The sequence below is a fragment of the Robertmurraya sp. GLU-23 genome, assembly GCF_052983275.1.
The window spans coordinates 1-25,478 of sequence record NZ_JBRKCV010000015.1 but is presented as its reverse complement, the minus strand read 5'-3'; the positions used below and the strand labels follow the sequence as shown (position 1 = coordinate 25,478).

Sequence of the window (25,478 nt, the reverse complement as noted above, 5' to 3'; positions counted from 1 at the left end):
TAAATTACTTCATTACATCTAAGAAGTGCTTGTAAACACGTTAAATGGAGGATTTCATGAGCAAAGACTCTAAAGCATATCAACCTAAAGGTAAATTATTGTCTTTTCATCCAACTGGTGAATACTACTTTGCTAAAGGCTTAAAGGCGTATCAACGGAGGGATTTTTATAAATCAAAAAAATATTTGGAGCGTGCGATTCAGTTAGAGCCGGGCGAGCCGATGATTTATTGTCAGCTGGCGATTGTTTGTACGGAGCTTGGTGACTATCAGCAGTCCAATCGCTATTTGCACGAAATTTTAGAAGAGCTGGATGAGCATATGCTGGAGTGCCATTATTTCTTGGCTAACAACTACGCACATCTCGGCCTTTTTAAAGATGCATACACACACGCGTCGCTGTATTTAAAGCTGGATCAGGACGGAGAGTTTGTCGAGGATACGGAAGAACTAATCGACTTACTCACCCTTGAAGCCGAGGAGCTTGATGAGGACCTGTACGAAGAGGATGACTTAATCGTAAAGCAGGATGAGGCGCGCCGTTTATTAGAATCAGGACATTTCCCAAGAGCGGTTGACCTTTTAGAAGAGGTGATCGAGGAATTTCCTGAATACTGGTCAGCCTACAACAACCTAGCCCTTGCCTATTTCTATCTAGGAGAAACAGACAAGGCCGACAGCATTCTTGAGGATGTACTCACGAAAAATCCAGGCAATCTGCATGCGCTTTGCAACAAGCTTGTGTTTGCTTTTTATCTAAAGGATAAAGAGAACGTGAACAGCCTGAAGGACGTGTTGAAAAAGATTAAGCCAATGCTGCAAGAACATCAATTCAAACTTGGAGCGAGCTTTGCGCTTGTTGGAGAGTATGAGCTGGCTTACGGATGGCTAAGAAAGCTGCAACGAGTAGGCTTTGAAGGGGATGGACCATTTTATTACTGGTTATCCTACTCTGCGTATCATACTGATCGTCAATCCACGGCTGAGCAAGCGTGGAAAAGAGTTCTTGAATTCAGCCCTGAAAAAGAAGGACATGAGCCATGGGAAAAGAATAAGCCAGAAGCAGCTGGCTTTGAGCATATTCCAAAAGCGATTCATCAAAAGCTAGAAAGCAGCTTCATTGAAGAGCGTTTATTCGGGTTATTCCTTGCTTCCTTATCGGGAGAAAAAGAAAAACTTTTAACTTCTATGAAGCCGAAGTACTCGATAGAAAAGGAATATGTCGATCTTTTAAGCAGGGAAACATGTGAAAAACCTATCATGCGTTCCGGACACGAGACGGCACTGGAGCTTTATAAACAACATCAACCGATTGGTACGACACAGTCGAGCTTGTTTTTATTATGGTTTACCATTTTGCCGGGTCTTATGAAAGAAAATGTGCAAGCAAACAACTCGAAGGCGTTGGCAGCGGCAACCGAATATATGTGGAGAAAGCAACGTGGGGAGCGTACATCTCAGCAACAGATGGCAAAGCTCTACAGTCTATCCAGCTCCACCCTCCAGAAATATGTCAAAATTGTAAAAGGGCTCATTTAGTGAGCATATATTTGGACTCCACTCACTTTGTTTTATAGGATAAGGGTAACAAGGAAATACTATTACAAGTATTGTTTTCTTTTTTAAAAGGAGTGAATAAACGTGCCTGAAGAAAAAATTTATGATGTCATTATTGCTGGTGCCGGTCCTGCTGGGATGACGGCTGCTGTGTATACATCACGTGCGAATTTATCTACATTGATGATTGAACGCGGTGTGCCAGGTGGACAAATGGCTAATACAGAAGAGGTTGAAAACTATCCAGGGTTTGACCATATTTTAGGACCTGAGCTTTCTACAAAAATGTTTGATCACGCGAAAAAATTTGGTGCAGAGTACGCGTATGGCGATATAAAAGAAGTCATTGATGGTGAAGAGTATAAGACTGTTGTTGCGGGTTCAAAGCAGTATAAAGCTCGTGCCGTGATTATTACAACTGGTGCTGAATATAAGAAAATTGGCGTTCCTGGTGAAAAAGAGCTTGGTGGCCGTGGGGTTTCTTACTGTGCGGTTTGTGATGGCGCATTTTTCAAAGGAAAAGAACTTGTCGTTGTTGGTGGAGGAGACTCTGCGGTGGAAGAAGGAGTGTACTTAACACGCTTCGCTTCTAAAGTAACGATCGTTCACCGTCGTGACGAGCTTCGTGCCCAAAAAATTCTTCAGCAACGTGCGTTTGACAATGAAAAAATTGATTTCATCTGGAATCACACCGTGAAGCAAATCAATGGCAAGGATGGCAAGGTAGGAAGTGTTACTCTTGTGTCAACACAAGACGGCGCAGAGCAGGAATTCCAAGCGGATGGTGTATTCATCTACATCGGAATGGTTCCTCTATCAAAACCATTTGCGAACCTTGGTATTACTAACAGTGACGGATACATTGAAACCAATGACCGTATGGAAACGAAGGTTCCTGGCATTTTCGCTGCTGGAGATATTCGCGAAAAAACACTTCGTCAAATTGTTACGGCAACAGGTGACGGAAGTATCGCTGCTCAAGCTGCGCAACACTATGTAGAAGAACTAATGGAATCATTAAAGCAAAAAGCATAACTAGGAAAAGCTAGCCTTTTGGGGTTAGCTTTTTTAAAAAGATAAGAGAGTATAAAATTTTCAACTTTGAGAATTGTCTAGCTCCAGCGCCCTAGCGCCTAGTGTCCTTCGCTCTCCGCCCTACGATAAGTCAAGCACGAATGCGCCTCTGGCTCTTTGTGTTTCCTTTATCTCAGTTGGAGCGCTCCAGGCCTGTCGTGCGCTGACCAGGGCGCTTGCGCATTTCTTATTGGTGCATCCCTTCATCCATTCTTAACAAAACGTAATCTCCAATTAATTATACTGTAACAGTAGTGAAACATTGTTCGTGTAGAATAAGAATTGAAATTGACCCCCTTTTAAGATATATATCTTTGGCACAGGAACATGTCCTGTGCTCTTTTTTTATATTTGTCCATTTCCTATTCATTGTGAGCCCATTGTAAAAATAGTATAATAGAAAGAATAAAAGTCGTTAAATCTAGTCTCTGAGGTGATTGAAGCGTGCAACGAGTGACAAATTGTGTATTGGTAAAGGATAATAAAGTCTTGCTGCTCCAAAAGCCTAGACGTGGCTGGTGGGTGGCTCCCGGTGGAAAGATGGAGCCCGGTGAATCAGTGAGAGACTGCTGTATTCGAGAGTACCGTGAAGAGACGGGTATTTACTTGAGAAACCCCAATATTAAGGGTATTTTTACATTTATCATGAAAGATGGAGACCAAGTTGTTTCAGAGTGGATGATGTTCACCTTTTTTGGAACAGAAGCTGATGGTATCAATCTGGATGAGTCAGAGGAAGGGAAACTTGCTTGGCATGACTTTCATCAGATTAAAGATTTACCGATGGCAGAAGGGGATTATCATATATTGGACTACATGATCCACGGTCAAGGAATCATCTATGGCACGTTTACATATACAACCGATTTTCAGTTAATTCAATATCGTCTTGATCCTAGCTAAGGAGGAATTTTTATGAGTACTGGAGCGACACAAGATACACAAATGGTGATTATAACGGGGATGTCTGGTGCAGGGAAAACAGTCGCCATTCAAAGCTTTGAAGATCTAGGTTTTTTCTGTGTGGATAACCTGCCACCAACCTTATTGCCAAAATTTCTTGAACTTATGAAAGAGTCCGGAAATAAGATGAATAAGGTAGCGCTTGTAATGGATTTAAGGGGGAGGGAGTTTTTCGACCACTTATTCAAGGCGCTCGATGATCTTGCTGAAACATCATGGGTGACACCGCAAATTCTATACTTAGATGCGGACGATTCCACGCTTGTTCGTCGCTACAAGGAAACTCGACGTACTCATCCGCTTGCTCCATCCGGACTTCCATTAGAAGGTATTCAGCTGGAGCGAGAACTGCTTGAGGAATTAAAGGGAAGAGCACAGCTCATTTACAATAGCTCACAAATGAAGCCGAAAGAATTACGCGAAAAAATCTTAACGGAATTTTCAGCGAATAAGCAAACGATCTTTACGGTTAATGTGATGAGCTTTGGGTTTAAGTACGGAATTCCGATTGACGCAGACTTAGTTTTTGATGTTCGCTTCCTACCGAACCCGCACTATATCGAGTCGATGAGACCAAAGACGGGTCTTGATGAGGATGTTTCAAAGTATGTACTGAAGTGGAATGAAACGACGAAGTTCTTAGAAAAAGTAACGGAGCTGTTAGCCTTTATGCTTCCTCATTATAAACGTGAGGGGAAAGCGCAGCTCGTGGTGGCCATCGGATGTACAGGTGGGCAGCATCGATCCGTTGCATTAACTGAAACCATTGCACACCACTTTGAAAAAGATTATGAAACTCGAATCACTCATCGTGACATCGAAAGGAGAAAGGAACAAACTACATGACGAAGATTCGACAGCCTCGAATTGTGATTATTGGGGGCGGAACAGGGTTGCCGGTGTTGCTTCGCGGTTTAAAGAAGTTTCCCGTTGATATTACGGCCATCGTTACGGTTGCTGACGATGGCGGTAGCTCTGGACGCCTTCGAGATGAAATGGACATTCCTCCTCCGGGAGATGTTCGCAATGTACTAGCGGCATTATCTGATGTTGAACCGTTAATTGAGGAAATGTTTCAGCACCGTTTTGCAACAGCTAACGAGTTATCTGGCCATTCGCTTGGTAATTTGATTTTAGCAGCAATGACATCCATCACAGGGAATTTTACTCATGCCATCCAAGAGATGAGCAAGGTATTGAACGTGCGTGGGAAGGTGCTTCCAGCTGCTACACAGAGTGTCGTTTTACATGCAGAAATGGAGGACGGCACGATCGTTTCCGGGGAATCGAAAATTCCTTACTCCGGAAAACGGATCAAGCGAGTGTTTTTAACACCTGGTAATGCGACTCCGCTACCGGAGACTCTTCATGCCATTCGAAAAGCGGATTTAATCGTCATTGGACCAGGAAGCTTGTATACTAGTATCTTACCTAATCTGCTTGTCCCAAAGCTTGGTGAAGAAGTGTGCCGTGCAAAGGCGAAGAAGGTGTATATTTGCAATTTAATGACTCAAGCGGGTGAGACGCTTGATTATTCCGCAAGCGACCATGTGAAAGCGATTTACGACCATATGAAGAGCGATTTCATGAACACGATTTTAGTAAATAGGGAACATATCCCAGAAGAGGTTCTTACTCGCTATAGCGAAGAGCTAGCAAAACCTGTACACTTTGATTTAACTACTCTATATGATTTAGGACTCGAAGTGGTAGAGGGAGAAATCATGAGCCTTGAAAATGGAGTAATCCGCCATGACACAAGGGAAGTAGCAAATATTTTATATTCTCTATTAATAAATGAAACCCGCAAGCGGTCTAAAGCGTAGATACACTTAAGCAACCGTTTGTATAGGAGGTGAAGATGTGTCATTCGCTTCGGAAACGAAAAAAGAGTTAACGAATATTGAAGGAAAAGAATGTTGCGGGAAAGCGGAACTGTCCGCTTTGATTCGAATGAATGGCTCATTGTCCTTCTCTAATCGAAAACTAGTGGTCGATATCCAAACGGAAAATGCTGCGATTGCACGAAGAATTTATACGTTAGTAAAACGATATTACGACGTTCAAGTAGAACTTCTAGTTCGAAAGAAAATGAGATTGAAAAAGAACAATGTGTATATTGTAAGGCTATCACAGGATGCAAAGATGATCTTAGAGGATTTATTTATCCTAGAAGAAGGATTTGTGTTTGCTCACAATATTGCTGAGGTACTTATTAAAAAGAAATGCTGTAAGCGCTCCTATTTACGTGGAGCATTTTTAGCAGGAGGTTCGGTAAATAATCCGGAAACTTCCTCTTATCACCTCGAAATTTTTTCACTTTATAAAGAGCATAATGACTCTTTATGTGAATTGATGAATACATTTGGTTTAAACAGCAAAACGCTTGAGAGAAAAAAGGGCTTCATTACGTATTTAAAGGAAGCTGAAAAAATCACCGAATTCCTAAATATTATCGGTGCCCATAATGCACTGCTAAGGTTTGAGGATATTCGGATTGTACGTGACATGCGTAACTCGGTGAATAGGCTAGTCAATTGTGAAACAGCGAACTTAAACAAGACGATTGGTGCGTCTTTACGACAGGTTGAAAATATTAGGTTTATACAAGATACTGTAGGTCTTCATATTTTACCTGAAAAGCTTAGAGAAATTGCAGAGCTTCGTATTGCTTACCAAGATGTCACGTTGAAGGAACTAGGAGAAATGGTATCTGGAGGAACCATCAGTAAATCAGGTATCAATCATCGTCTACGTAAAATTGACGAAATTGCCGAAAAGCTTCGAGTCGGGGAAAACGTGAGTAAAACCATTTAATGATATAGATAAAAGATAAGGATAGGGGAGGAAAGCAAGTATGGTGGAAAAACAAGTGGTAGTAAAGTTAAAGACGGGTTTACAGGCACGCCCTGCAGCGTTGTTTGTACAAGAAGCAAATCGTTTTTCGTCAGAAGTATTTTTAGAGAAAGACGGTAAAAAGGTAAATGCAAAGAGCATTATGGGACTTATGAGCTTAGCTGTTAGCTCAGGTTCATCTGTGAATTTGATCGTTAATGGAACGGATGAAGAAGCAGCACTTGAAGCATTAGAAAAATACGTTCAAAAAGAAGCGTAATAAAGAAAACTCGCTCCAGAGTATTGAGAGCGAGTTTTTACTGTTGAAATTTATTTTTCTTCCTTCTTCGTTTCAAGCGTGTTGCGTGAAATGATATGGTCTACTAGGCCATATTCTTTTGCGCGATCAGCTGTCATGAAGTTATCGCGGTCTGTGTCTTTAGCAATCACGTCGATTGGTTGACCAGTACGCTCTGCAAGAATGCCATTTAACTTTTCACGAAGGAAAAGGATGCGCTTCGCAGCGATTTCGATTTCTGTTGCTTGACCTTGTGCTCCACCAAGCGGTTGGTGAATCATTACTTCTGCATTTGGAAGGGCGTAACGCTTTCCTTTTGTACCAGCAGAAAGGAGGAATGCACCCATTGATGCCGCCATACCGATACATATCGTTTGAACGTCAGGCTTAATGAACTGCATAGTGTCGTAGATCGCCATACCAGCTGTAATACTACCACCTGGTGAGTTAATGTAGATGGATATGTCTTTTTCAGGATTTTCCGCTTCTAAAAATAATAACTGAGCGACGATTGAATTAGCCACATTATCGTCAATTCCACTTCCAAGCATGATAATGCGGTCTTTTAATAGGCGTGAGTAAATATCGTATGCACGCTCTCCACGGTTCGTTTGCTCAATAACTGTAGGGATTAAATTCATTTCTTTTTCCTCCTTTAAATGAGAGTCAAACATACAATTGGTTAAGTATGTTTAAAGTGTAACTGTATGTATTTTCATGATACACTCATGGTCAATAAAGGTCAAACAAATAGCTGCAGAATTGTTCGACACAAATTGCTATGTATAATAAACCCACTTTCCATCATACCCACTGGACAGTTTTTTAAACAAGAAATTGAGCTTTTCCGCTATACTGAAAATGGGAACTGTTGTAAAATGTAGGGTAATGATAATAGGGGAATTGGTTAGTGGTGGATGGGTTTGGGGTAGTGGGATCGGTTGATTGCGAATGAGGGTTAGTAATCGCAAATATTGTTGGGGAATCGCAAGTAACTTTTGTGAATTGCAAATAAAGACCGACGATCGCAAGAAAAATTCCAGAATCGCAAATAAAAGCTGAAGATCGCAAGTAAAATCCTAGAATCGCAAATAAAATCTGAAGATCGCAAGTAAAATCCTAGAATCGCAAATAAAATCTCAGAATCGCAAGTAATATTTCATAATCGCAAATAAATTCACAGAATCACCAAACAAACTCTATGAATCTGAAAGAATCACTCTCTTATTCGCGAAAAAACCATCAAAAACACTCTCAGCTCCACGAAATCCAGCAATTCAACATCATAAAATGTAGAAAAATTAGCAGAGGAGTGGGAAACGTGGAAACGAAAAAGACCTTCAAACTAAACAAAATACAAATCGCAGCAATTAGTGCAGGCCTCGTAATCATGGCTGGTTTTGGTGTGTTTTCGTATTGGACAAATGCCACTCCATCAAGCGGTGGGACCGACCGGGTGCTCAAGCAAGCAGAGGAAGCAGAGGCATCTGTTGAAGAAGGAGGACTTGAAATCCAAATTGACGAAAACGTGGAAGAAGTTTTTCCGAGTGATTTAAAAGAATTTGAAGTGCAATCTGCTATTCATCATATGTCACATCAAAAGGTGGAAGCCGAAAAGAAATGGGGAGCCATTCTTATAACGGAAGAGCGGGTCAAGCGTCTCTATGATGTGGTGGTCGCCAATCAAATGGAATATAAATATGCGAACACGTACATCAAGATTCTTGAACGATGGCTTGAAGGCGATTTTTCCCAAGCGGTTAGTGACCATAATACGATATGGGAAATACAGGACGGAAATGTTGGAAAAGCGACTGGCCTGTTAAGTATGAAAGAGGAAGAGAAATTTATAGAGAAGTATATGAAGTAGTGTGGAAGCAGGGGACGACTAGTCGTTGACAGCATTACGAATCATCTAGTATGATGTAAGAGCGCTTATTTTGCATATAAGCACTTTTCTGCCCTCGTGGTGCAACGGATAGCACGTAAGATTCCGGTTCTTGAAATGGGGGTTCGATTCCCTCCGAGGGCGTCATTTATATGGAGAAACACTTGTCACTATAGACAGGTGTTTTTTTATTTACTACCCATTCAATTCCTTCTTATCTTCATGTAAAATAGATAGTGGGGGTGAGAAGATGAATTTAAAAGCAGGTTTGTGGCAACAGCAGACATTAAAATTAAAGATGACGCAAGAGCTTTCACAGGCGATTACGCTACTTCAGTATTCTTCCCAGGAGCTTACGGCTTTTTTAGAAAGCAAAGCATTGGAAAATCCCCTTATCCAGATTGAAACCTCCCATGTTAAAACGATGGATCCCCGCAAAGATCGACCGAAAAAAACGAGAGTCATAGATAAAGATCAGCAAAACTGGATTGAGCAAATAGGAAAAACGGCTGCTACATTATATGACCATCTATATGCCCAAGTAGTGAACCACTCGGATGTGAAGCTGCTTAAGACTTTTTTGGAATATATTGATGGAAACGGTTACATTGCAATAAGCAACGAATCTCTTGTTACTACATTAGGGGTTTCGCACGAGAAAGTAGACTCATTAGTTTCTATTATCCAAGACCTTGAACCAGCAGGGGTAGGTGCGAGGTCATTAGGGGAGTGTTTATTCTTACAGCTCATTCGTATGCTGAACAGAAATCCTTTAGCGGAAAAATTGGTCAGTGATCATTTTGAAGAGTTTGCAGAAAAGAAATGGAAAACACTATCCAAACGACTAAACGTAAGTCTTTCTGATATCCAAGCGGCTTTTGATTTGATTCAAACATTAAATCCGCGCCCAGGGGCTGACTTTCATGAAGAAGCACCTTCCTATGTGATACCAGATGTATCGGTTAAATGGGATGGGAAGCATTTTGAAATTAGTGTGTACGATGACGTGCTCCCGAAGCTTTCGTTCCAGGAGGAGTATTATCAACAATTTTCATCCGTAAAAGATGCCAGTCTCAACAAATACTTGCAAGAAAAGCAACAGGACTACTCGTGGATTGTCAGAAGCTTAGAGCAACGCAAGGAAACCATAACTAAGGTGTCACTTGCAATTGTGCAAAGACAGCAAAACTTTTTCGAAAAAGGGCCTTTGTACTTAAAGCCGATGACCATGAGAGAAATTGCAGAGGAAATAGACGTTCACGAGTCCACCGTTAGCCGGGCGGTTCGTGAAAAGTATATGCAAACCCCGTTTGGAACATTTGAGCTTAAATCGTTCTTTACAAACATGGTATCCACGACCAATTCAGAGGCCACTTCGTCAAACCAGGTGAAGGAGAGCATCAAGAAATTGGTTGATGGGGAAGATAAAGCAAAGCCTTATTCCGATCAGGAAATTTTAGATATATTAAAAGAAAATGATGGATTTGTGATATCCAGACGGACGGTAGCCAAATACCGGGACCAGCTCGGAATTCCATCTTCGTCCAAGCGAAAGAGATTTTAAGGAGATTGTGTAATGATTATTGAGTTTTATACTAGAAAAAGATGTCCTTTATGCGAAAAAGGAAAAGCAATCCTTACCGAACTACAGGAAAGCTGGGAGTTTGAAATCATCGAGAAGGATATTGATACGAATGATGAATGGACAGAGCTGTATGGATTAATGATCCCTGTCGTTGTTTTGGACGGAGAGGAGATTCAATATGGACAGTTAGACAAAATGTTCATAAACGAAGCGCTTACAAAAAAAATACACCGTATATGAGTTGAAAAGGGAAATCGCACCTGTTAGAATAAGTTTTGTAGCAGGGGTGATTTTTTTTACCTTCAGCGGGACACATTATGTCTATGAGGGACATATAATGTCCATATAGGATGAAGGAGACATCAATATGCAGTCGATCATTGATATCCAAAAAAGATTATTACCTGATTTGCTCTCTGTTATGCAGGAACGTTTTCATATTTTACAGTACATAGGTTCCATGGAGCCAGTAGGTCGTCGAAGCTTATCTGTCAGTCTCGGTGTAACAGAACGAGTCCTCAGAAGTGAAGTTTCCTTTCTGAAAGAGCAAGACTTGATCACTATATCAAGTGTAGGAATGAGTCTTACGGAAGATGGAAGGGAATTACTAGAGGGATTAGAAGCGGTTATGCGTGAGATATCAGGTATCGACAAAATGGAAGAAAGACTCCGAAGGAAACTTGGTATTCAGCAAGTGATCATTGTAGCAGGTAACAGTGATGAGTCACCATGGGTAAAAAGCGAATTAGGAAGAGCTTGTGCTCTTTGCATGAAAAATTCGTTACAGGGAAAAAATATCATCGCAGTTACTGGTGGTACAACAATGGCAACTGTAGCAGAGATGCTAACTCCAGACCTCGGCAAAGATCTTCTTTTTGTACCGGGACGCGGGGGAATTGGGGAAGATGTTCAAAATCAAGCTAACACCATCTGTGCCAAAATGGCAGAAAGAACTAAATCAAGCCACAAGGTGCTCTATGTCCCTGATCAAGTAAGCAGTGAAACGTACCACATGATGTTAAAGGAACCTCATATTAAAGAAGTTCTTGGTTTAATCAAATCTGCAAGCATGGTTTTACACGGAGTAGGAGACGCTATGACAATGGCCCAACGCCGACGAACAAGCGTGGAGGACTTACGTAAAATCGAAGAAAGGCAAGCGGTTGGTGAAGCATTCGGGTACTACTTTAACGAAGCAGGAGAAGTGGTCCACAAAGTAAGAACAGTAGGACTTCAACTTGATGATCTGGCAAAAACAGGGCATGTGCTCGCTGTTGCTGGAGGAGCTTCAAAAGAAAAGGCAATTCGCTCTTATATGCAGCAAGCTCCAAAAAACACCGTATTAATTACGGATGAAGGAGCAGCAAAACAGTTATTACAGGGCTAACCCCCTTAAATAAAAAAATATCCTTATTCAATTAAAGGAGGAAACAAATCATGGCAGTAAAATTAGGTATTAATGGATTTGGTAGAATTGGACGTAACGTTTTCCGCGCAGCATTAACAAACCCTAACGTAGAGGTTGTAGCAGTAAACGACTTAACTGATGCAAACACACTTGCTCACCTTTTAAAATATGACACAGTTCACGGCAAGCTTAAAGAAGACGTAACTGTTGACGGCGACTACCTAGTAGTTGGCGGAACGAAAGTAAAAGTTATCGCTGAGCGCGACCCAGCTCAACTTGGATGGGGAGACCTTGGAGTTGAAGTAGTAGTTGAATCTACTGGTCGTTTCACTAAGCGTTCTGACGCTGCTAAGCACTTAGAAGCTGGCGCTAAGAAAGTAATCATCTCTGCTCCTGCAACTGATGAAGATATCACAATCGTTATGGGTGTTAACGACGATAAGTACGATGCAGCTAACCACCACGTTATTTCTAACGCATCTTGTACTACAAACTGTTTAGCTCCATTTGCTAAAGTTCTTAACGACAACTTCGGTGTTCGTCGTGGTATGATGACAACTGTTCACTCTTACACAAACGACCAACAAATCTTAGACTTACCACACAAAGATTTACGTCGTGCTCGTGCAGCTGCTGAAAACATCATCCCTACATCTACTGGTGCTGCTAAAGCTGTATCTTTAGTTCTTCCTGAACTTAAAGGTAAGTTAAACGGTGGAGCTATGCGTGTTCCAACTCCTAACGTTTCTTTAGTAGACTTAGTTGTTGAACTTGACAAAGATGTAACTGTTGACGAAATCAACGCAGCTCTTAAAGCAGCATCTGAAGGTGACTTAAAAGGAATTCTTGATTACTCTGAAGAGCCACTAGTTTCTACTGACTACAACGGTAGCCCAGCTTCTTCTACAATCGATGCTCTTTCTACTATGGTTATGGAAGGCAACATGGCGAAAGTTATCTCTTGGTATGACAACGAGTCTGGTTACTCTAACCGCGTAGTTGACCTTGCTGAATACATCGCTTCTAAAGGTCTTTAATCTTAAGGAAAAAAAACTTCAATTGCGACAATAAATGGATTATGGGTTTAACTCTTGCCATTTTGAAGCAAAATAGGTTTAAAAAGGGGAGAGGGGAACAAATCCCCCTCCTTTTCTATGTTCAAAGCTTATGCTAAATAGGAGGATTTTCCGATGAACAAAAAGAGTGTAAAAGACATTGAATTAAAAGGTAAAAGAGTATTTTGCCGAGTGGATTTCAACGTACCTATGAAAGATGGACAGATTACGGACGAAACTCGTATTCGTGCAGCTCTTCCTACCATCCAATACCTAACTGAGCAAGGCGCAAAAGTAATCCTTGCTAGCCACCTTGGTCGTCCAAAGGGTGCAGTAGTAGAAGAAATGCGTTTAACTCCGGTGGCTGGTCGTTTATCTGAACTTCTTGGTAAAGATGTGAAGAAGGCGGACGAAGCTTATGGTGATAGCGTAAAAGCTCTTGTTTCTGAAATGGCTGAAGGCGATGTTCTTTTATTAGAAAACGTTCGTTTCTATGCTGGGGAAGAAAAGAATGATCCAGAATTAGCAAAAGCATTTGCTGAGCTAGCTGACGTATATGTAAATGACGCATTTGGTGCAGCTCACCGTGCACATGCTTCAACAGAAGGTATTGCACACCACCTACCAGCTGTTTCTGGTCTATTAATGGAAAAAGAACTTGATGTTCTTGGAAAAGCTCTATCTAATCCGGAAAGACCATTCACTGCAATCATCGGTGGTGCAAAAGTAAAAGACAAGATTGGTGTAATCGACAATCTTTTAGATAAAGTAGACAACCTAATCATCGGCGGTGGCTTAGCTTATACATTTATTAAAGCTCAAGGTCACGAGATTGGTAAGTCACTTTTAGAAGCTGACAAAATGGATTTAGCTCTTTCTTTCATTAAGAAGGCGGAAGAAAAAGGCGTTAAGTTCTATATGCCAGTTGATGCAATTGTTGCTGACGATTTCTCTGATAGTGCAAACAAAAAAGCAGTAGGAATCGATGAGATCCCTGCGGATTGGGAAGCACTTGATATCGGACCAAAAACAGCTGAGCTTTACAGCAATGTCATTAAAGAGTCTAAGCTTGTTATTTGGAACGGACCAATGGGTGTGTTCGAATTAGATTCGTTTGCAAACGGAACAAAGGCAGTAGCAGAAGCATTAGCAGCATCTGAAGGTACATATTCTGTTATCGGCGGTGGAGATTCAGCTGCAGCCGTTGAAAAATTCAACCTTGCTGACAAAATGAGCCATATCTCAACAGGTGGCGGAGCTTCTCTTGAGTTCATGGAAGGTAAAGTTCTTCCTGGAGTCGTTGCATTAAACGATAAGTAATATTTTTAGAGAGGATGAAAACCATGCGTAAACCTATTATTGCAGGTAACTGGAAAATGCATAAAACTCTTTCAGAAGCGACGAGCTTTTTGAATGAAGTAAAATCAATCGTTCCTTCTTCTGAAAAAGTGGATTCTGTAATCTGTGCTCCAGCATTATTTTTAGAGCGTTTAGTTGATGGAGCAAAAGGAACAGAAGTGAAAATCGGTGCTCAAAACATGCACTTTGAAGAAAGCGGAGCATTCACAGGTGAAGTTTCTGGGCCAGCTCTTGCTGATCTTGGTGTTCAATATGTGATCATTGGTCACTCTGAGCGTCGTGAAATGTTCAATGAAACAGACGAGTCTGTGAATAAGAAAACTCTTGCTGCATTCAAGCATGGTATTACACCAATCGTTTGCTGTGGGGAAACTTTAGAGCAACGTGAAGCAGGTGAAACCAATGCGCTTGTGGGCGATCAAGTGAAAAAAGCACTTGTTGGCTTAACAGATGAGCAAGTTAAGCAAACAGTTATCGCTTATGAGCCAATCTGGGCAATTGGAACAGGTAAATCTTCTACTGCTGAAGATGCAAACGAAGTATGTGCACATATTCGCCAAGTAGTTGCAGACAACTACTCTAACGAAGTAGCAGCTGCTGTTCGCATCCAATACGGCGGAAGTGTAAAACCAGGTAACATCGCTGAGTACATGGCACAGCCAGATATCGACGGCGCTTTAGTTGGTGGAGCAAGCTTAGAAGCTGATTCGTTTGTACAATTATTGGAGGCAGGTAAGAATGAGTAAGTCTCCTGTTGCATTAATCATCCTTGACGGCTTCGCACTTCGTGGCGAGCGTATGGGAAATGCAGTTGCACAATCGAAAAAACCAAATTTTGATCGCTTTTGGAACAGCTATCCACACGCACAACTTACTGCTTCTGGGGAAGCAGTAGGATTACCTGAAGGTCAAATGGGTAATTCGGAAGTGGGCCACTTAAATATCGGTGCAGGACGTATTGTATACCAAAGCTTAACACGTGTGAACGTATCCATTCGTGAAGGCGAATTTGAACGTAATGAAACGTTTTTAAATGCCATTAATCACGTGAAAGAAAAGGGAACAAACCTTCACCTATTTGGATTATTATCTGATGGTGGTGTTCACAGTCATATTCAGCATTTATTTGCGCTACTAAAGTTAGCTGCTCAGGAAGGTGTGAACAACGTATACGTTCACGCATTCTTAGATGGCCGCGACGTAGCACCACAATCTGCAGCTGACTTTATTAAGCAAGCAGAAGAAAAGATGAAAGAATACGGTGTTGGTCAGTTTGCAACGATCTCTGGACGTTACTACTCGATGGACCGTGACAAGCGTTGGGAACGTGTAGAAAAATCTTACCGTGCAATGGTGTACGGAGAAGGTCCTGCCTACTCAAACGCTATGGATGTCGTAGAAGACTCTTACAACAACGGAATCTTCGACGAATTCGTTCTTCCATCTGTTTTGAAAAAGGAAAATGGAGAGCCGGTTGCAACGATTTCTGATAACGACGCAGTTATTTTCTATAACTTCCGTCCAGACCGTGCAATCCAAATTTCTAACACGTTTACAAATAAAGATTTCCGTTCGTTCGACCGCGGCGATCAGCATCCACAACACTTAAACTTCGTGTGCTTAACACACTTTAGTGAAACGGTTGATGGATATGTAGCCTTCGAACCTACAAACCTTGATAACACACTCGGTGAAGTGTTATCTCAAAACAATCTGTCACAGCTTCGTATCGCTGAAACAGAAAAATACCCACACGTAACGTTCTTCATGAGCGGTGGACGTGAGGCGGAATTCCCTGGTGAAAAGCGTATCTTGATCAACTCACCGAAAGTTGCAACATATGACCTTCAACCAGAAATGAGTGCTTATGAAGTAACAGACGCGTTAGTAAAAGAGATCGAGGAAGATAACTTCGATGCGATTATCTTAAACTTCGCTAATCCTGATATGGTAGGTCACTCTGGAATGTTAGAGCCAACAATTAAAGCGATTGAAACGGTAGATGAGTGCCTTGGTCGTATTGTTGATCTGATCATTAAAAAAGGTGGAACAGCGATAATCACAGCCGATCATGGGAATGCTGATGAAGTAGTGACATTAGAGGGTAACCCAATGACTGCTCACACCACAAACCCAGTTCCAGTTATCGTTACTAAGGAAGGCATAGAGCTTCGTGAAGACGGAATCCTTGGCGACCTTGCGCCAACGATGCTTGAACTATTAAACGTAGCACAACCAGCTGAAATGACTGGGAAGACATTACTTAAGAAGTAATTTAGTATCGATTGTGGATGCCGGACCTGCTAGCACATGGCGGAAGCAAACGTTACTGACCATTTTTCAAAAGTAAAAAGGCAGTTTACGTCTTTGACGAAACTGACCACTTGTAGTAGCTAAGCTTAGGGCAGTTTCCACCTGAAGAAGGCCTTTGTTGCAAAGCAACACCAGCCGCCGGAAGGTGAAATTGACCTACACATAAAACCTAAATTTTCTATAATAAGGAGAGATTTTATTATGCCATATATTCAACATGTATACGCTCGTGAAGTATTAGATTCTCGCGGAAATCCAACTGTAGAAGTAGAAGTAATTACTGAGTCTGGTTCATTCGGACGCGCAATCGTTCCATCTGGTGCTTCAACTGGTGAGCACGAAGCAGTAGAACTACGTGATGGCGACAAGTCACGCTACCTTGGAAAAGGTGTTCAAAAAGCTGTAGATAACGTAAACAATATTATCGCTGAAGAAATCATCGGTATGGATGTAACTGACCAAGTTGGAATCGACCGTACAATGATTCAATTAGACGGAACTGAAAACAAAGGTAAGCTAGGCGCTAACGCAATCCTAGGTGTTTCTATGGCTGTTGCACACGCTGCTGCTGAATTTGTTGGTCTTCCATTATACCGTTACCTTGGTGGATTCAACGCGAAGCAACTTCCAACTCCAATGATGAACATCATCAACGGTGGATCTCATGCTGACAACAACGTTGACTTCCAAGAATTTATGATTTTACCAGTAGGAGCTCCTACTTTCAAAGAAGCAATCCGTATGGGTGCTGAAATTTTCCATTCATTAAAGAAAGTTCTTTCTGACAAAGGTCTTAACACTGCTGTAGGTGACGAAGGTGGATTTGCTCCAAACCTTGGTTCTAACCGTGAAGCTCTACAAGTTATCATGGAAGCAATCAAGAACGCTGGTTATGAGCCTGGAAAAGACATTTTCTTAGGTATGGACGTTGCGTCTTCTGAGTTCTTTAACAAAGAAACAAAACAATATGACCTAGCTGGAGAAGGCCGCACTGGTTTATCTTCTGAAGCAATGGTTAACTTCTACGAAGAATTAGTAAACGAATTCCCAATCATCTCAATCGAAGATGGTTTAGACGAAAACGACTGGGAAGGCCACAAGCTATTAACTGAGCGCATCGGTGACCGCGTTCAATTAGTTGGTGACGACCTATTCGTTACAAACACTAAGAAGCTTGCTGAAGGTATCGAAAAAGGAATTGCTAACTCAATCCTTATCAAAGTGAACCAAATCGGTACACTTACTGAAACTTTCGAAGCAATCGAAATGGCGAAGCGCGCTGGTTACACAGCAGTAGTTTCTCACCGTTCTGGTGAAACTGAAGATGCTACAATCGCTGACATCGCAGTAGCTACAAACGCTGGTCAAATCAAAACTGGTTCTATGAGCCGTACAGACCGTATTGCTAAGTACAACCAACTTCTTCGCATCGAAGACGAGCTTGGCGAATTAGCTGTATATGATGGAATGAAATCACTTTATAACTTGAAGAAGTAATTCGAGTTGATGGAGCGGGCCTTTTGTGAGGCCCGCTTTTTTGTGAGTTCAGTTGGAGGATTAGGAGTGTGGTAGTCGCTGATATATTGGTGAAAGTCGCCGATATATTCAAAAACTCGCTGATATAGTTGCAAAAGTCGCTGATATATTTATAAACTCGCTGATATTTCCTCTACGCTGGCTTTTGGATAATAGATTCGCCCCTTATTTGACCCAGAATAGCCTAGGTTTAACTCGTTTAATAGACGTTTAGCCACATCTGGAGACTCCAACAACATAAATTCCCGAAATTCCTGGTTCGTTATCGTCGGTTTTATTAAATAAAAGTAGTCTTTCAGTGCAGAAATATGTGCATTAGCATCGTTATTGTCACAATACGCACAATACCACTTCCCATACAATCGCTCCATCCCCAATCTACCACAAGCGCTGCATTTCACCCCTTTACAAATATCAGCAGGAGATAACCCAAATCGACCAAGTGCATCATATTCAGCAGGCTGATGACTTTTTAAAAGAAGCTTACTTACTCTTTTAACTCCACGCTGATCCAAAATATTCATTTTGAATTTACTATTCAGTCCGTTAATTCGCTCTGGTAATTTATCACCATGAATAACACGCTGAAACAAGTATGCTTTACCAGGATCAGTTCGTATAATGGAAGCTGGATTGCTTACCACCACAAAGTACTCTACTGAAATACGTAAACCACAGTGTTTCAATAGCCACGCTCCCAACTTCTCTTGTTGTCTCTTCGCCTGTGTTATTGGGTCCTGAAATCCGTTTTCCTCCCCATCTTTCATGCGAATCAGTTGACCAAATGCTGAATCAAAAAACAACGTACCCATAATATTTTTCGTTTCGAGTAGCAATGCAAATCTAGTAGTTAGAACAAGGAAATCAATTTGAAAGTAGAATTCTCCCAATGGAAGACGTAAATTGTGGAAAATAAAGTACTCTTTTTCGGGGAGTTGTTGAAGATAGTACAAGAGGGATTGCTCACCTTTATGTCCGGCAAGTCTTCTAGCTAATTCACTCGTCACTTCAGGTTTCACGCATTGACCTGCATTTAACCGTTTTTCCAATGCCATTAACTTATAAATAGCTAAAGGCATCTCAAAATCCTTAACAAACAATAACACCACTCCAATCCGAATTATCTCCTCTACCATTTCTCCCATCAGCCCCACATTTCCTCCAAAAGGAAACTATTGTTTATAAACTTGTGTTATGGTACATTTAAACTACTGCAATGTGCGTTTTAGGAGGTGGACTTTTTATGGAAACATTAGTTACTGTATTACTTGTGGTCGTTTCGATCGCTTTGATTGTGGTTGTGCTTCTTCAGTCTGGAAAAAGTACAGGTCTTTCTGGTGCTATCTCGGGTGGAGCGGAACAGTTATTCGGGAAGCAAAAAGCACGTGGACTTGACCTATACCTCCACCGTGCGACAATCGTTTTGTCGGTATTCTTCTTTATCTTAACGGTTTTACTAGCGTACGTTTTTTAAGAGTCTACAAACCTGGCCACTTTCGGGGTCAGGTTTTTTTGTGGCTGTTGTGATATGTTCGAACATATCATTGGAATGTCGTCGCAAACTATGATTACAATAATTAAATAGATACAAACAGTTTAAAGGAGTTTTACATATGAAAATTGCTATGCCAAAGCCATTTACGTTTGAAGGGGGATCACGAGCGGTTCTTCTCCTACACGGATTTACAGGAAACAGTGCAGACGTGCGAATGCTAGGTCGTTTTTTAGAAAAAAGAGGGTACACCTGTCATGCGCCGCACTACAAAGGGCATGGAGTTCCACCGGAAGAACTTGTCCATACGGGACCTGAAGACTGGTGGGAGGACGTGACAGAGGCGTACGAGTATCTGAAAAATAAGGGACACAAGGAAATTGCTGTGGCTGGGCTGTCTCTAGGTGGCGTATTTTCACTGAAATTGGGTTACACTGTACCTATTAAGGGAATTGTTCCAATGTGTGCCCCGATGTACATAAAAAGTGAAGAAGTCATGTATGAGGGAATCCTTGATTACGCTCGGGAATTTAAAAGACGTGAAGGAAAATCAGCCGAACAAGTCGAAGCAGAGATGGATGACTTTAAAAAGACGCCAATGAACACATTGAAGGCACTACAAAACCTAATTGCTGATGTTCGTGATCATGTGGATCATATTTACGCTCCAACCTTTGTCGTTCAAGCACGCCATGATCATATGATCAATACAGATAGTGCCAACATTATTTACAATGGAATTGAATCTGATGAAAAGTCTATTAAATGGTACGAAGAATCTGGACACGTCATCACCCTAGATAAAGAGAAGGAACAATTACACGAAGACGTTTTTCAGTTTTTAGAAAGTTTAAATTGGGAAGAATAAGTGAAAAGGAGGGTTTACTATGGACGAAAGTATTAAACAACACGTCGATAAACTTCTTCATTATATGAAGGACGAAGCCTACAAGCCTCTAACTGTACAGGAGCTGGAAGAAGCATTTGGGATCCAGGACTCTGGTGATTTTAAAGATTTTGTTAAAGCACTTGTACATATGGAAGAAAAGGGACTTGTCGTCCGAACAAGAAGCAATCGTTACGGACTGCCAGACAAGATGAACCTAATAAGAGGAAAATTAACAGGACACTCGAAGGGATTTGCATTCGTTATTCCTGAAGAACCAGGAATGGATGATATCTTTATCCCGCCAAATGAAACGAATAATGCCATGCACGGTGATACCGTATTAGCACGTGTAAACTCAGAAACCTCTGGCCAGAGGAGAGAAGGAACGATCGTACGAATTCTTGAGCGTGGTATTCAGCAAGTGGTTGGAACCTATACAGAAAGCAAGCATTTTGGCTTTGTGATTCCAGATGATAAAAAGTTTACGAGTGATATTTTTATTCCTAAAGCTGCTGCTAAAGGGGCAGTGGAAGGACATAAAGTTGTCGTGCTTCTCACGATGTATCCAGAAGGAAGAAAAAGCGCAGAAGGTGAAGTTATTGAAATTCTTGGACATAAAAATGATCCAGGAGTTGATATTCTTTCAGTCATTCATAAGCATGGACTTCCAGGGCCATTTCCAGAAGAAGCCATCAAGCAAGCAAATGAGACTCCAGATGAAATTGATGAAAAGGATCTCGTAGGTCGCCGTGATCTTCGTGACCAAGATATCGTTACCATTGACGGTGCCGATGCAAAAGACTTGGACGATGCTGTAACGGTTACAAAGCTTCCTAACGGAAATTACAAGCTGGGCGTACATATTGCTGACGTATCACATTATGTAACGGAAGAGTCTCCGATTGATCGTGAAGCTGCCGATAGAGGGACAAGTGTGTACCTTGTGGACCGTGTGATTCCGATGATTCCGCACCGTTTGTCAAACGGGATCTGTTCTTTGAATCCACAGGTTAACCGTCTAACGCTTTCTTGTGAGATGGAGATAACATCGACGGGGGAAGTCGTTAACCACGAAATTTTCCAAAGTGTGATCAAAACAAAAGAACGTATGACCTATAGTGACGTGAATAAAATCTTAACCGACAAAGACGAGGAGCTCTTGAAGCGTTACGAGCCACTTATCCCTATGTTTGAGATGATGGAAGAGCTAGCAGCTATCCTACGCAATAAGAGGATGACTCGAGGAGCTATTGACTTTGACTTTAAAGAAGCAAAGGTTCTTGTTGAAGAGGATGGCAAACCAACGGATGTGGTCATTCGTGAGCGTTCCGTAGCGGAAAGGTTAATCGAAGAATTCATGCTTGCGGCAAACGAAACAATTGCTGAGCATTTCCACTGGCTGGATGTGCCATTTATCTATCGTATTCACGAAGATCCAAAGGAAGATAAATTACGTAAGTTTTTCGAGTTTATCACGAATTTTGGCTATATCGTAAAAGGAACAGCGAATTCAGTTCACCCTCGTGCGCTTCAGGAAATCATTGAAGAAGTACAAGGAAAACCTGAAGAGATGGTTGTTTCAACCGTTATGCTTCGCTCGATGCAGCAGGCGAAGTACGATCCAGAAAGCCTTGGTCACTTCGGACTATCGACGGAGTTTTATACGCACTTTACGTCACCAATCCGTCGTTACCCAGACTTAATCGTTCATCGCCTCATTCGAACGTATCTTATTGAGGGTAAGCTTGATCAAGGAACACGTGAAAAATGGGATGCGCGCTTACCAGACATTGCAGAACATACCTCTAAGATGGAACGTCGTGCAGTTGATGCCGAGCGTGAGACAGATGAGCTGAAAAAAGCGGAATATATGATGGATAAAATCAGTGAGGAATACGATGGCATGATTAGTTCGGTGACAAACTTTGGAATGTTTGTTGAGTTGCCGAATACGATTGAAGGTTTGGTTCACGTTAGCTATATGACGGATGATTATTACCGCTTTGACGAGCGTCACTATGCAATGATCGGTGAACGTACCGGGAAGGTCTACCGAATTGGAGACGAAATTACCGTACGTGTCGTAAAAGTTGATAAAGACGAGCGTTCCATCGACTTTGAAGTCGTTGGTATGAAGGGAGCTCGTCCAGTTGATCGCGATCGTACACCTAGGGTATTTAAAACAGGCAGTACCGAGAAAAAGCCTCGCAGGAAAGCAGGTGCTGGGGACCCAAGAGGCGGATCTGGCGGATCTGGTGGCTCGAAGCCGCGTGGTGGATCAGGTTCTGGCCCTGGCTCTGCTCGTAAGAAAAAGAAGCATTTCGAAAATGCTCCTAAAGCGAAGCGTAAGAAAAAACGGTAATCATACAGAGAGAGCCATTCAGCATGGCTCTCTTCTTCCCTCTATTGGGGAAGTTTGCTACAATAGAGAAACAGACGAGCACGAAAGGAGGAGAATATCGTGCCAAAAGGAATGGGGAAGGTCGTTGCCCAAAATAAAAAGGCAAATCACGACTACTTTATTGAAGAAACATATGAGGCAGGAATGGTTCTCCAAGGAACGGAAATTAAATCGATTCGTAATGGACGTATTAACTTAAAAGATTCATATGCCAGAATTCAAAATGGAGAAATTTATCTATTAAATGCTCATATAAGCCCATACGAGCAAGGAAATCGCTACAACCACGACCCTCTTCGCCAACGTAAGTTATTGCTTCATAAGAGAGAAATTGATAAACTATTAGGCGAAACAAAGGAAGCGGGTTATGCGCTAGTTCCTCTGAAAGTATACTTGAAAAATGGCTACGCAAAGATTTTAATTGGTCTTGGAAAAGGGAAGAAGAACTACGATAAGCGTGAAGACCTGAAGAAGAAGGAAGCTAAGCGTGATATCGAACGAGCTTTCCGAGAAAGACAGAAATAAGTTTCTTACAAAAACTTACAATTGAAATCATAAAGAAGTATGCTATAATAACTTATGTCGGGTAACTGACAAACATAATCTTAGCTCTGAAGCTTACCTTCAGACTTTCCTAACGTACGCTAGCGTGAAATACCAATAGCGCACCTTTAACTTGAGGGGACGTTACGGATTCGACAGGGGTAGTTCGAGCTTAGGTTGCGAGTCGAGGGGATCGGCCTCGTTAAAACGTCAAAGCCTATAACTGGCAAAACAAACAACAACTTAGCTTTCGCTGCTTAATAGCGCGTAGCTGTTCCTCCCTCCATCGTCCATGTGGTAGGGTAAGGGACTCAACGATAGTGGACTACGCCGGATCCCACCGTCTGAGGGTGAAGGAAGAGAACAACCAGACTAGCTGACCGGGCGCCTGTCGATAGGCAGATGGTTCAGCGAAATACGAATATGTCGACTACACTCGTAGACGCTTAAGTGCCGATATCTTTGGACGTGGGTTCGATTAGTTCATAGTCGCCTTGTGTGGTAACATACAAGTGAAAATTCGGCTTTATCGGTGAAACCTAAGTCGCACTCGTGGCGATAAGGCAATGCCGAGCGGTATGTGAAGCAATTCAACAGCCGTGTATCGACTTATAGGCTGCCAATATGGTAGTACTAGGATGCAGCATCCTGCTTGTGAAGCAAGCAAAACTACGATCTGCATAATACGCCGAAGAACCTGTAACTAACAGGTTCAAGATATAGTCAGTGCCATCTCGAAAGAATGGAATAGCACGTCCCACCGTCTCCACCAAATACATATTTGGTGGTTTTTATTTTGTCTAAAAAGCTATAACTGAAAAAATTCCTCTTCGAATTGTAGTTTTTGTTTTAATAATGTGGGTGAATATTTCCCGTTTCTTCGACTAACATTGTCATAAAATCTTAGAATCCAAAGGGCACGTGCTCGTTTTTTGTTAACCCTTAAATAAGGGTGTGTTTTTTCCAATACTTCAAACACCTTTTCTTTTTTCTTAATAGTTAATGTGTAGGAGTCTTTATGTCTTTCAGGATTATAATTTTTTTTTATTGTTTATTACTCCATCTGTTAAGCTTTTTATGTAAATCAATAATTCTTTATCAGTAGAGGAGATCGAAATACAAGGTCTCCTAAATTCCCCTTTATGCATTCTGGTTAGGCTTATAGTACCTTCACCATCAATAATTCCAGCTATATATGAAGCTTCCCATTCCTTCAATTAGCTTCCCCTCCTCTTATAGAACAAACGTTCCTATATTATTATATAGCATAGTAAAGATGTTTGACTTAACGAAATAAGTACAATTTATTAAATAATAATCTTTGTCCTAGTTATTGTAAAAAGCTCTATTTAGAAGGAAGTTGGAAAACAAATTTAAAGTGATAATATTTTACGAATTTGAAGAAAATAGTTCTTAGGAAAGGAGGGATTGTCTATGAAAATGAGGTTAACAGGGTTAGTCGTTTTGCTTTCGGTGATTCTGGTTATGACAACACCATTCGGTGCGTTTGCCAAAGTCGGTGATGTTACGCAACCTATGGAAATGGAGAAAGCGATTGAGGTCGAGTTAAACGATGATTACTTTAATCCGAAAGCCATTACTATCCCCAATGGAAAAACGACAACGTTGATATTGAAAAACAAAGGTAAGAAAGAGCATACCTTTACAGTGGAAAAGCTCGGAATTGACGCAGAAGTTCAGCCGGGTAAAGAAAAAACAATTACTGTAAATCCGAAAACCCCTGGTACATACGAACTAATATGTAGGTACCATGTCAAGGAAGGCATGGTTGGGAAAGTAATAGCAAAATAACAAGCAGGGCCATTCGTGCCTTGCTTTTATATTTGATAATTGTCGATGTTTAATATTTTGTTATTAACCTCTTGTGTTTTATAAGAGAATTATGTAATATATAATCCTTGGCTTCAAACAATGAAGCCTAAAGGAAAAATAATTTTAAAACAGAAGTTGACTTCTGCGAATCAAGATGATATAGTAATACATGTAGCCGACAACAACGACTTGAAAAAAACTTTCAAAAAAGTTTTTCGTGGAAGTTGACAACGGTGAAGTGATATAGTAAGATAATCAAGTGCTTAATTGAACCTTGAAAACTGAACAAGACAACAACAAACGTCAACGTTTTAACTAAGTTTTAAACTTTAAGAGCTAATCTTACTCTTTATTGGAGAGTTTGATCCTGGCTCAGGACGAACGCTGGCGGCGTGCCTAATACATGCAAGTCGAGCGGATCTTTGGGAGCTTGCTCCTAAAGATTAGCGG

General features: G+C 41.3%; 25 protein-coding genes, 1 tRNA gene, 1 rRNA gene and 1 other RNA gene. 24 read left to right on the top strand and 4 right to left on the bottom strand.

The window, feature by feature from the left end:
* Positions 1-56: 56 nt before the first annotated feature.
* The 7 genes from ACVBAX_RS19350 to ACVBAX_RS19320 all read left to right on the top strand — a co-directional run bounded on the left by ACVBAX_RS19350 (position 57) and on the right by ACVBAX_RS19320 (position 6,708).
* On the top strand, positions 57-1,538 hold the full coding sequence (locus ACVBAX_RS19350) for a tetratricopeptide repeat protein (protein ID WP_447118451.1): 1,482 nt from the start codon (positions 57-59) through the stop codon (positions 1,536-1,538).
* 102 nt (positions 1,539-1,640) lie between these two features.
* On the top strand, positions 1,641-2,591 hold the full coding sequence (trxB, locus tag ACVBAX_RS19345; protein ID WP_447118450.1) for a thioredoxin-disulfide reductase: 951 nt from the start codon (positions 1,641-1,643) through the stop codon (positions 2,589-2,591).
* A gap of 483 nt (positions 2,592-3,074) precedes the next feature.
* Positions 3,075-3,533 carry an NUDIX hydrolase gene (locus tag ACVBAX_RS19340; protein ID WP_066058777.1) on the top strand — a complete coding sequence of 153 codons (459 nt, stop codon included), beginning with the start codon at positions 3,075-3,077 and terminating at the stop codon, positions 3,531-3,533.
* Between the two features lie 12 nt (positions 3,534-3,545).
* Positions 3,546-4,439 carry an RNase adapter RapZ gene (rapZ, locus tag ACVBAX_RS19335; protein ID WP_160548677.1) on the top strand — a complete coding sequence of 298 codons (894 nt, stop codon included), beginning with the start codon at positions 3,546-3,548 and terminating at the stop codon, positions 4,437-4,439.
* Complete coding sequence (locus ACVBAX_RS19330; protein ID WP_160548678.1) at positions 4,436-5,419, top strand: YvcK family protein; 984 nt, start codon at positions 4,436-4,438, stop codon at positions 5,417-5,419. Before rapZ ends, ACVBAX_RS19330 begins: the two co-directional genes overlap by 4 nt.
* A 37-nt stretch (positions 5,420-5,456) precedes the next feature.
* Entirely contained in the window at positions 5,457-6,410 is a 954-nt protein-coding gene (gene whiA / locus ACVBAX_RS19325) for a DNA-binding protein WhiA (RefSeq protein ID WP_447118449.1), read from the top strand.
* Between the two features lie 40 nt (positions 6,411-6,450).
* Positions 6,451-6,708, top strand: coding sequence for an HPr family phosphocarrier protein (locus ACVBAX_RS19320; protein ID WP_119709969.1), 258 nt, complete (start codon positions 6,451-6,453; stop codon positions 6,706-6,708).
* Positions 6,709-6,758: 50 nt separating this feature from the next.
* Here the strand turns inward: ACVBAX_RS19320 and clpP are convergent, their stop codons facing one another.
* Positions 6,759-7,400 carry an ATP-dependent Clp endopeptidase proteolytic subunit ClpP gene (gene clpP, locus ACVBAX_RS19315; protein ID WP_447118448.1) on the bottom strand — a complete coding sequence of 214 codons (642 nt, stop codon included), beginning with the start codon at positions 7,398-7,400 and terminating at the stop codon, positions 6,759-6,761.
* A gap of 647 nt (positions 7,401-8,047) precedes the next feature.
* On the opposite strand from clpP, the gene ACVBAX_RS19310 reads away from it, so the two are divergent.
* From ACVBAX_RS19310 to eno, 10 genes are all read left to right on the top strand, one after another.
* Positions 8,048-8,596, top strand: coding sequence for a DUF6241 domain-containing protein (locus tag ACVBAX_RS19310; RefSeq protein WP_447118447.1), 549 nt, complete (start codon positions 8,048-8,050; stop codon positions 8,594-8,596).
* A gap of 90 nt (positions 8,597-8,686) precedes the next feature.
* Positions 8,687-8,758: transfer RNA gene (locus ACVBAX_RS19305), tRNA-Arg, on the top strand.
* Between the two features lie 106 nt (positions 8,759-8,864).
* Positions 8,865-10,178: an RNA polymerase factor sigma-54 gene (gene rpoN, locus ACVBAX_RS19300; protein ID WP_447118446.1), complete on the top strand. Its 1,314-nt coding sequence runs from the start codon at positions 8,865-8,867 to the stop codon at positions 10,176-10,178.
* 12 nt (positions 10,179-10,190) lie between these two features.
* Positions 10,191-10,439 (top strand): glutaredoxin family protein, encoded by a 249-nt coding sequence (locus ACVBAX_RS19295; protein ID WP_447118445.1) that lies wholly within the window; start codon positions 10,191-10,193, stop codon positions 10,437-10,439.
* Positions 10,440-10,566: 127 nt separating this feature from the next.
* Positions 10,567-11,586: a sugar-binding transcriptional regulator gene (locus tag ACVBAX_RS19290; protein WP_430775692.1), complete on the top strand. Its 1,020-nt coding sequence runs from the start codon at positions 10,567-10,569 to the stop codon at positions 11,584-11,586.
* A gap of 50 nt (positions 11,587-11,636) precedes the next feature.
* Positions 11,637-12,644, top strand: coding sequence for a type I glyceraldehyde-3-phosphate dehydrogenase (gene gap / locus ACVBAX_RS19285; protein WP_160549601.1), 1,008 nt, complete (start codon positions 11,637-11,639; stop codon positions 12,642-12,644).
* Positions 12,645-12,797: 153 nt separating this feature from the next.
* Positions 12,798-13,982, top strand: a complete 1,185-nt coding sequence (locus ACVBAX_RS19280) for a phosphoglycerate kinase (protein ID WP_447118444.1) — start codon at positions 12,798-12,800, stop codon at positions 13,980-13,982.
* 23 nt (positions 13,983-14,005) lie between these two features.
* On the top strand, positions 14,006-14,767 hold the full coding sequence (gene tpiA / locus ACVBAX_RS19275; protein ID WP_447118443.1) for a triose-phosphate isomerase: 762 nt from the start codon (positions 14,006-14,008) through the stop codon (positions 14,765-14,767).
* The gene (gene gpmI / locus ACVBAX_RS19270) at positions 14,760-16,295 is read left to right on the top strand and encodes a 2,3-bisphosphoglycerate-independent phosphoglycerate mutase (protein ID WP_447118442.1); all 1,536 of its coding nucleotides are present in this window, start codon (positions 14,760-14,762) and stop codon (positions 16,293-16,295) included. The genes tpiA and gpmI overlap by 8 nt, the downstream gene beginning before the upstream one ends.
* Positions 16,296-16,535: 240 nt before the next feature.
* Positions 16,536-17,831, top strand: a complete 1,296-nt coding sequence (gene eno, locus ACVBAX_RS19265; protein ID WP_066058826.1) for a phosphopyruvate hydratase — start codon at positions 16,536-16,538, stop codon at positions 17,829-17,831.
* 149 nt (positions 17,832-17,980) lie between these two features.
* Here eno and ACVBAX_RS19260 read toward each other — a convergent pair whose 3' ends face one another.
* Complete coding sequence (locus ACVBAX_RS19260) at positions 17,981-19,015, bottom strand: nuclease-related domain-containing protein (RefSeq protein WP_447118512.1); 1,035 nt, start codon at positions 19,013-19,015, stop codon at positions 17,981-17,983.
* Positions 19,016-19,113: 98 nt separating this feature from the next.
* Between ACVBAX_RS19260 and secG the strand changes: the two genes are divergently transcribed.
* The 5 genes from secG (at position 19,114) to ssrA (ending at position 23,676) form a co-directional block, all read left to right on the top strand.
* A complete protein-coding gene (gene secG / locus ACVBAX_RS19255; protein ID WP_430775698.1) occupies positions 19,114-19,344 on the top strand; it encodes a preprotein translocase subunit SecG in 231 nt (76 codons plus the stop codon).
* A 139-nt stretch (positions 19,345-19,483) separates the two neighbouring features.
* Complete coding sequence (locus ACVBAX_RS19250; RefSeq protein WP_447118441.1) at positions 19,484-20,230, top strand: alpha/beta hydrolase; 747 nt, start codon at positions 19,484-19,486, stop codon at positions 20,228-20,230.
* A gap of 19 nt (positions 20,231-20,249) precedes the next feature.
* On the top strand, positions 20,250-22,613 hold the full coding sequence (gene rnr, locus ACVBAX_RS19245; protein WP_447118440.1) for a ribonuclease R: 2,364 nt from the start codon (positions 20,250-20,252) through the stop codon (positions 22,611-22,613).
* A 99-nt stretch (positions 22,614-22,712) separates the two neighbouring features.
* Positions 22,713-23,177, top strand: coding sequence for an SsrA-binding protein SmpB (smpB, locus tag ACVBAX_RS19240; RefSeq protein WP_119709954.1), 465 nt, complete (start codon positions 22,713-22,715; stop codon positions 23,175-23,177).
* Between the two features lie 163 nt (positions 23,178-23,340).
* Positions 23,341-23,676: a transfer-messenger RNA gene (gene ssrA / locus ACVBAX_RS19235) on the top strand.
* Between the two features lie 109 nt (positions 23,677-23,785).
* On the opposite strand, the gene ACVBAX_RS19230 is transcribed toward ssrA, so the two are convergent.
* Complete coding sequence (locus ACVBAX_RS19230) at positions 23,786-23,956, bottom strand: hypothetical protein (protein WP_430775701.1); 171 nt, start codon at positions 23,954-23,956, stop codon at positions 23,786-23,788.
* Between the two features lie 270 nt (positions 23,957-24,226).
* Positions 24,227-24,412 carry an LAGLIDADG family homing endonuclease gene (locus ACVBAX_RS19225; protein WP_447118439.1) on the bottom strand — a complete coding sequence of 62 codons (186 nt, stop codon included), beginning with the start codon at positions 24,410-24,412 and terminating at the stop codon, positions 24,227-24,229.
* A 211-nt stretch (positions 24,413-24,623) separates the two neighbouring features.
* Between ACVBAX_RS19225 and ACVBAX_RS19220 the strand changes: the two genes are divergently transcribed.
* Both ACVBAX_RS19220 and ACVBAX_RS19215 read left to right on the top strand, forming a co-directional pair.
* The gene (locus tag ACVBAX_RS19220) at positions 24,624-25,007 is read left to right on the top strand and encodes a cupredoxin domain-containing protein (protein ID WP_447118438.1); all 384 of its coding nucleotides are present in this window, start codon (positions 24,624-24,626) and stop codon (positions 25,005-25,007) included.
* A 370-nt stretch (positions 25,008-25,377) separates the two neighbouring features.
* Positions 25,378-25,478 (top strand): 16S ribosomal RNA (locus ACVBAX_RS19215); the annotation flags it as partial.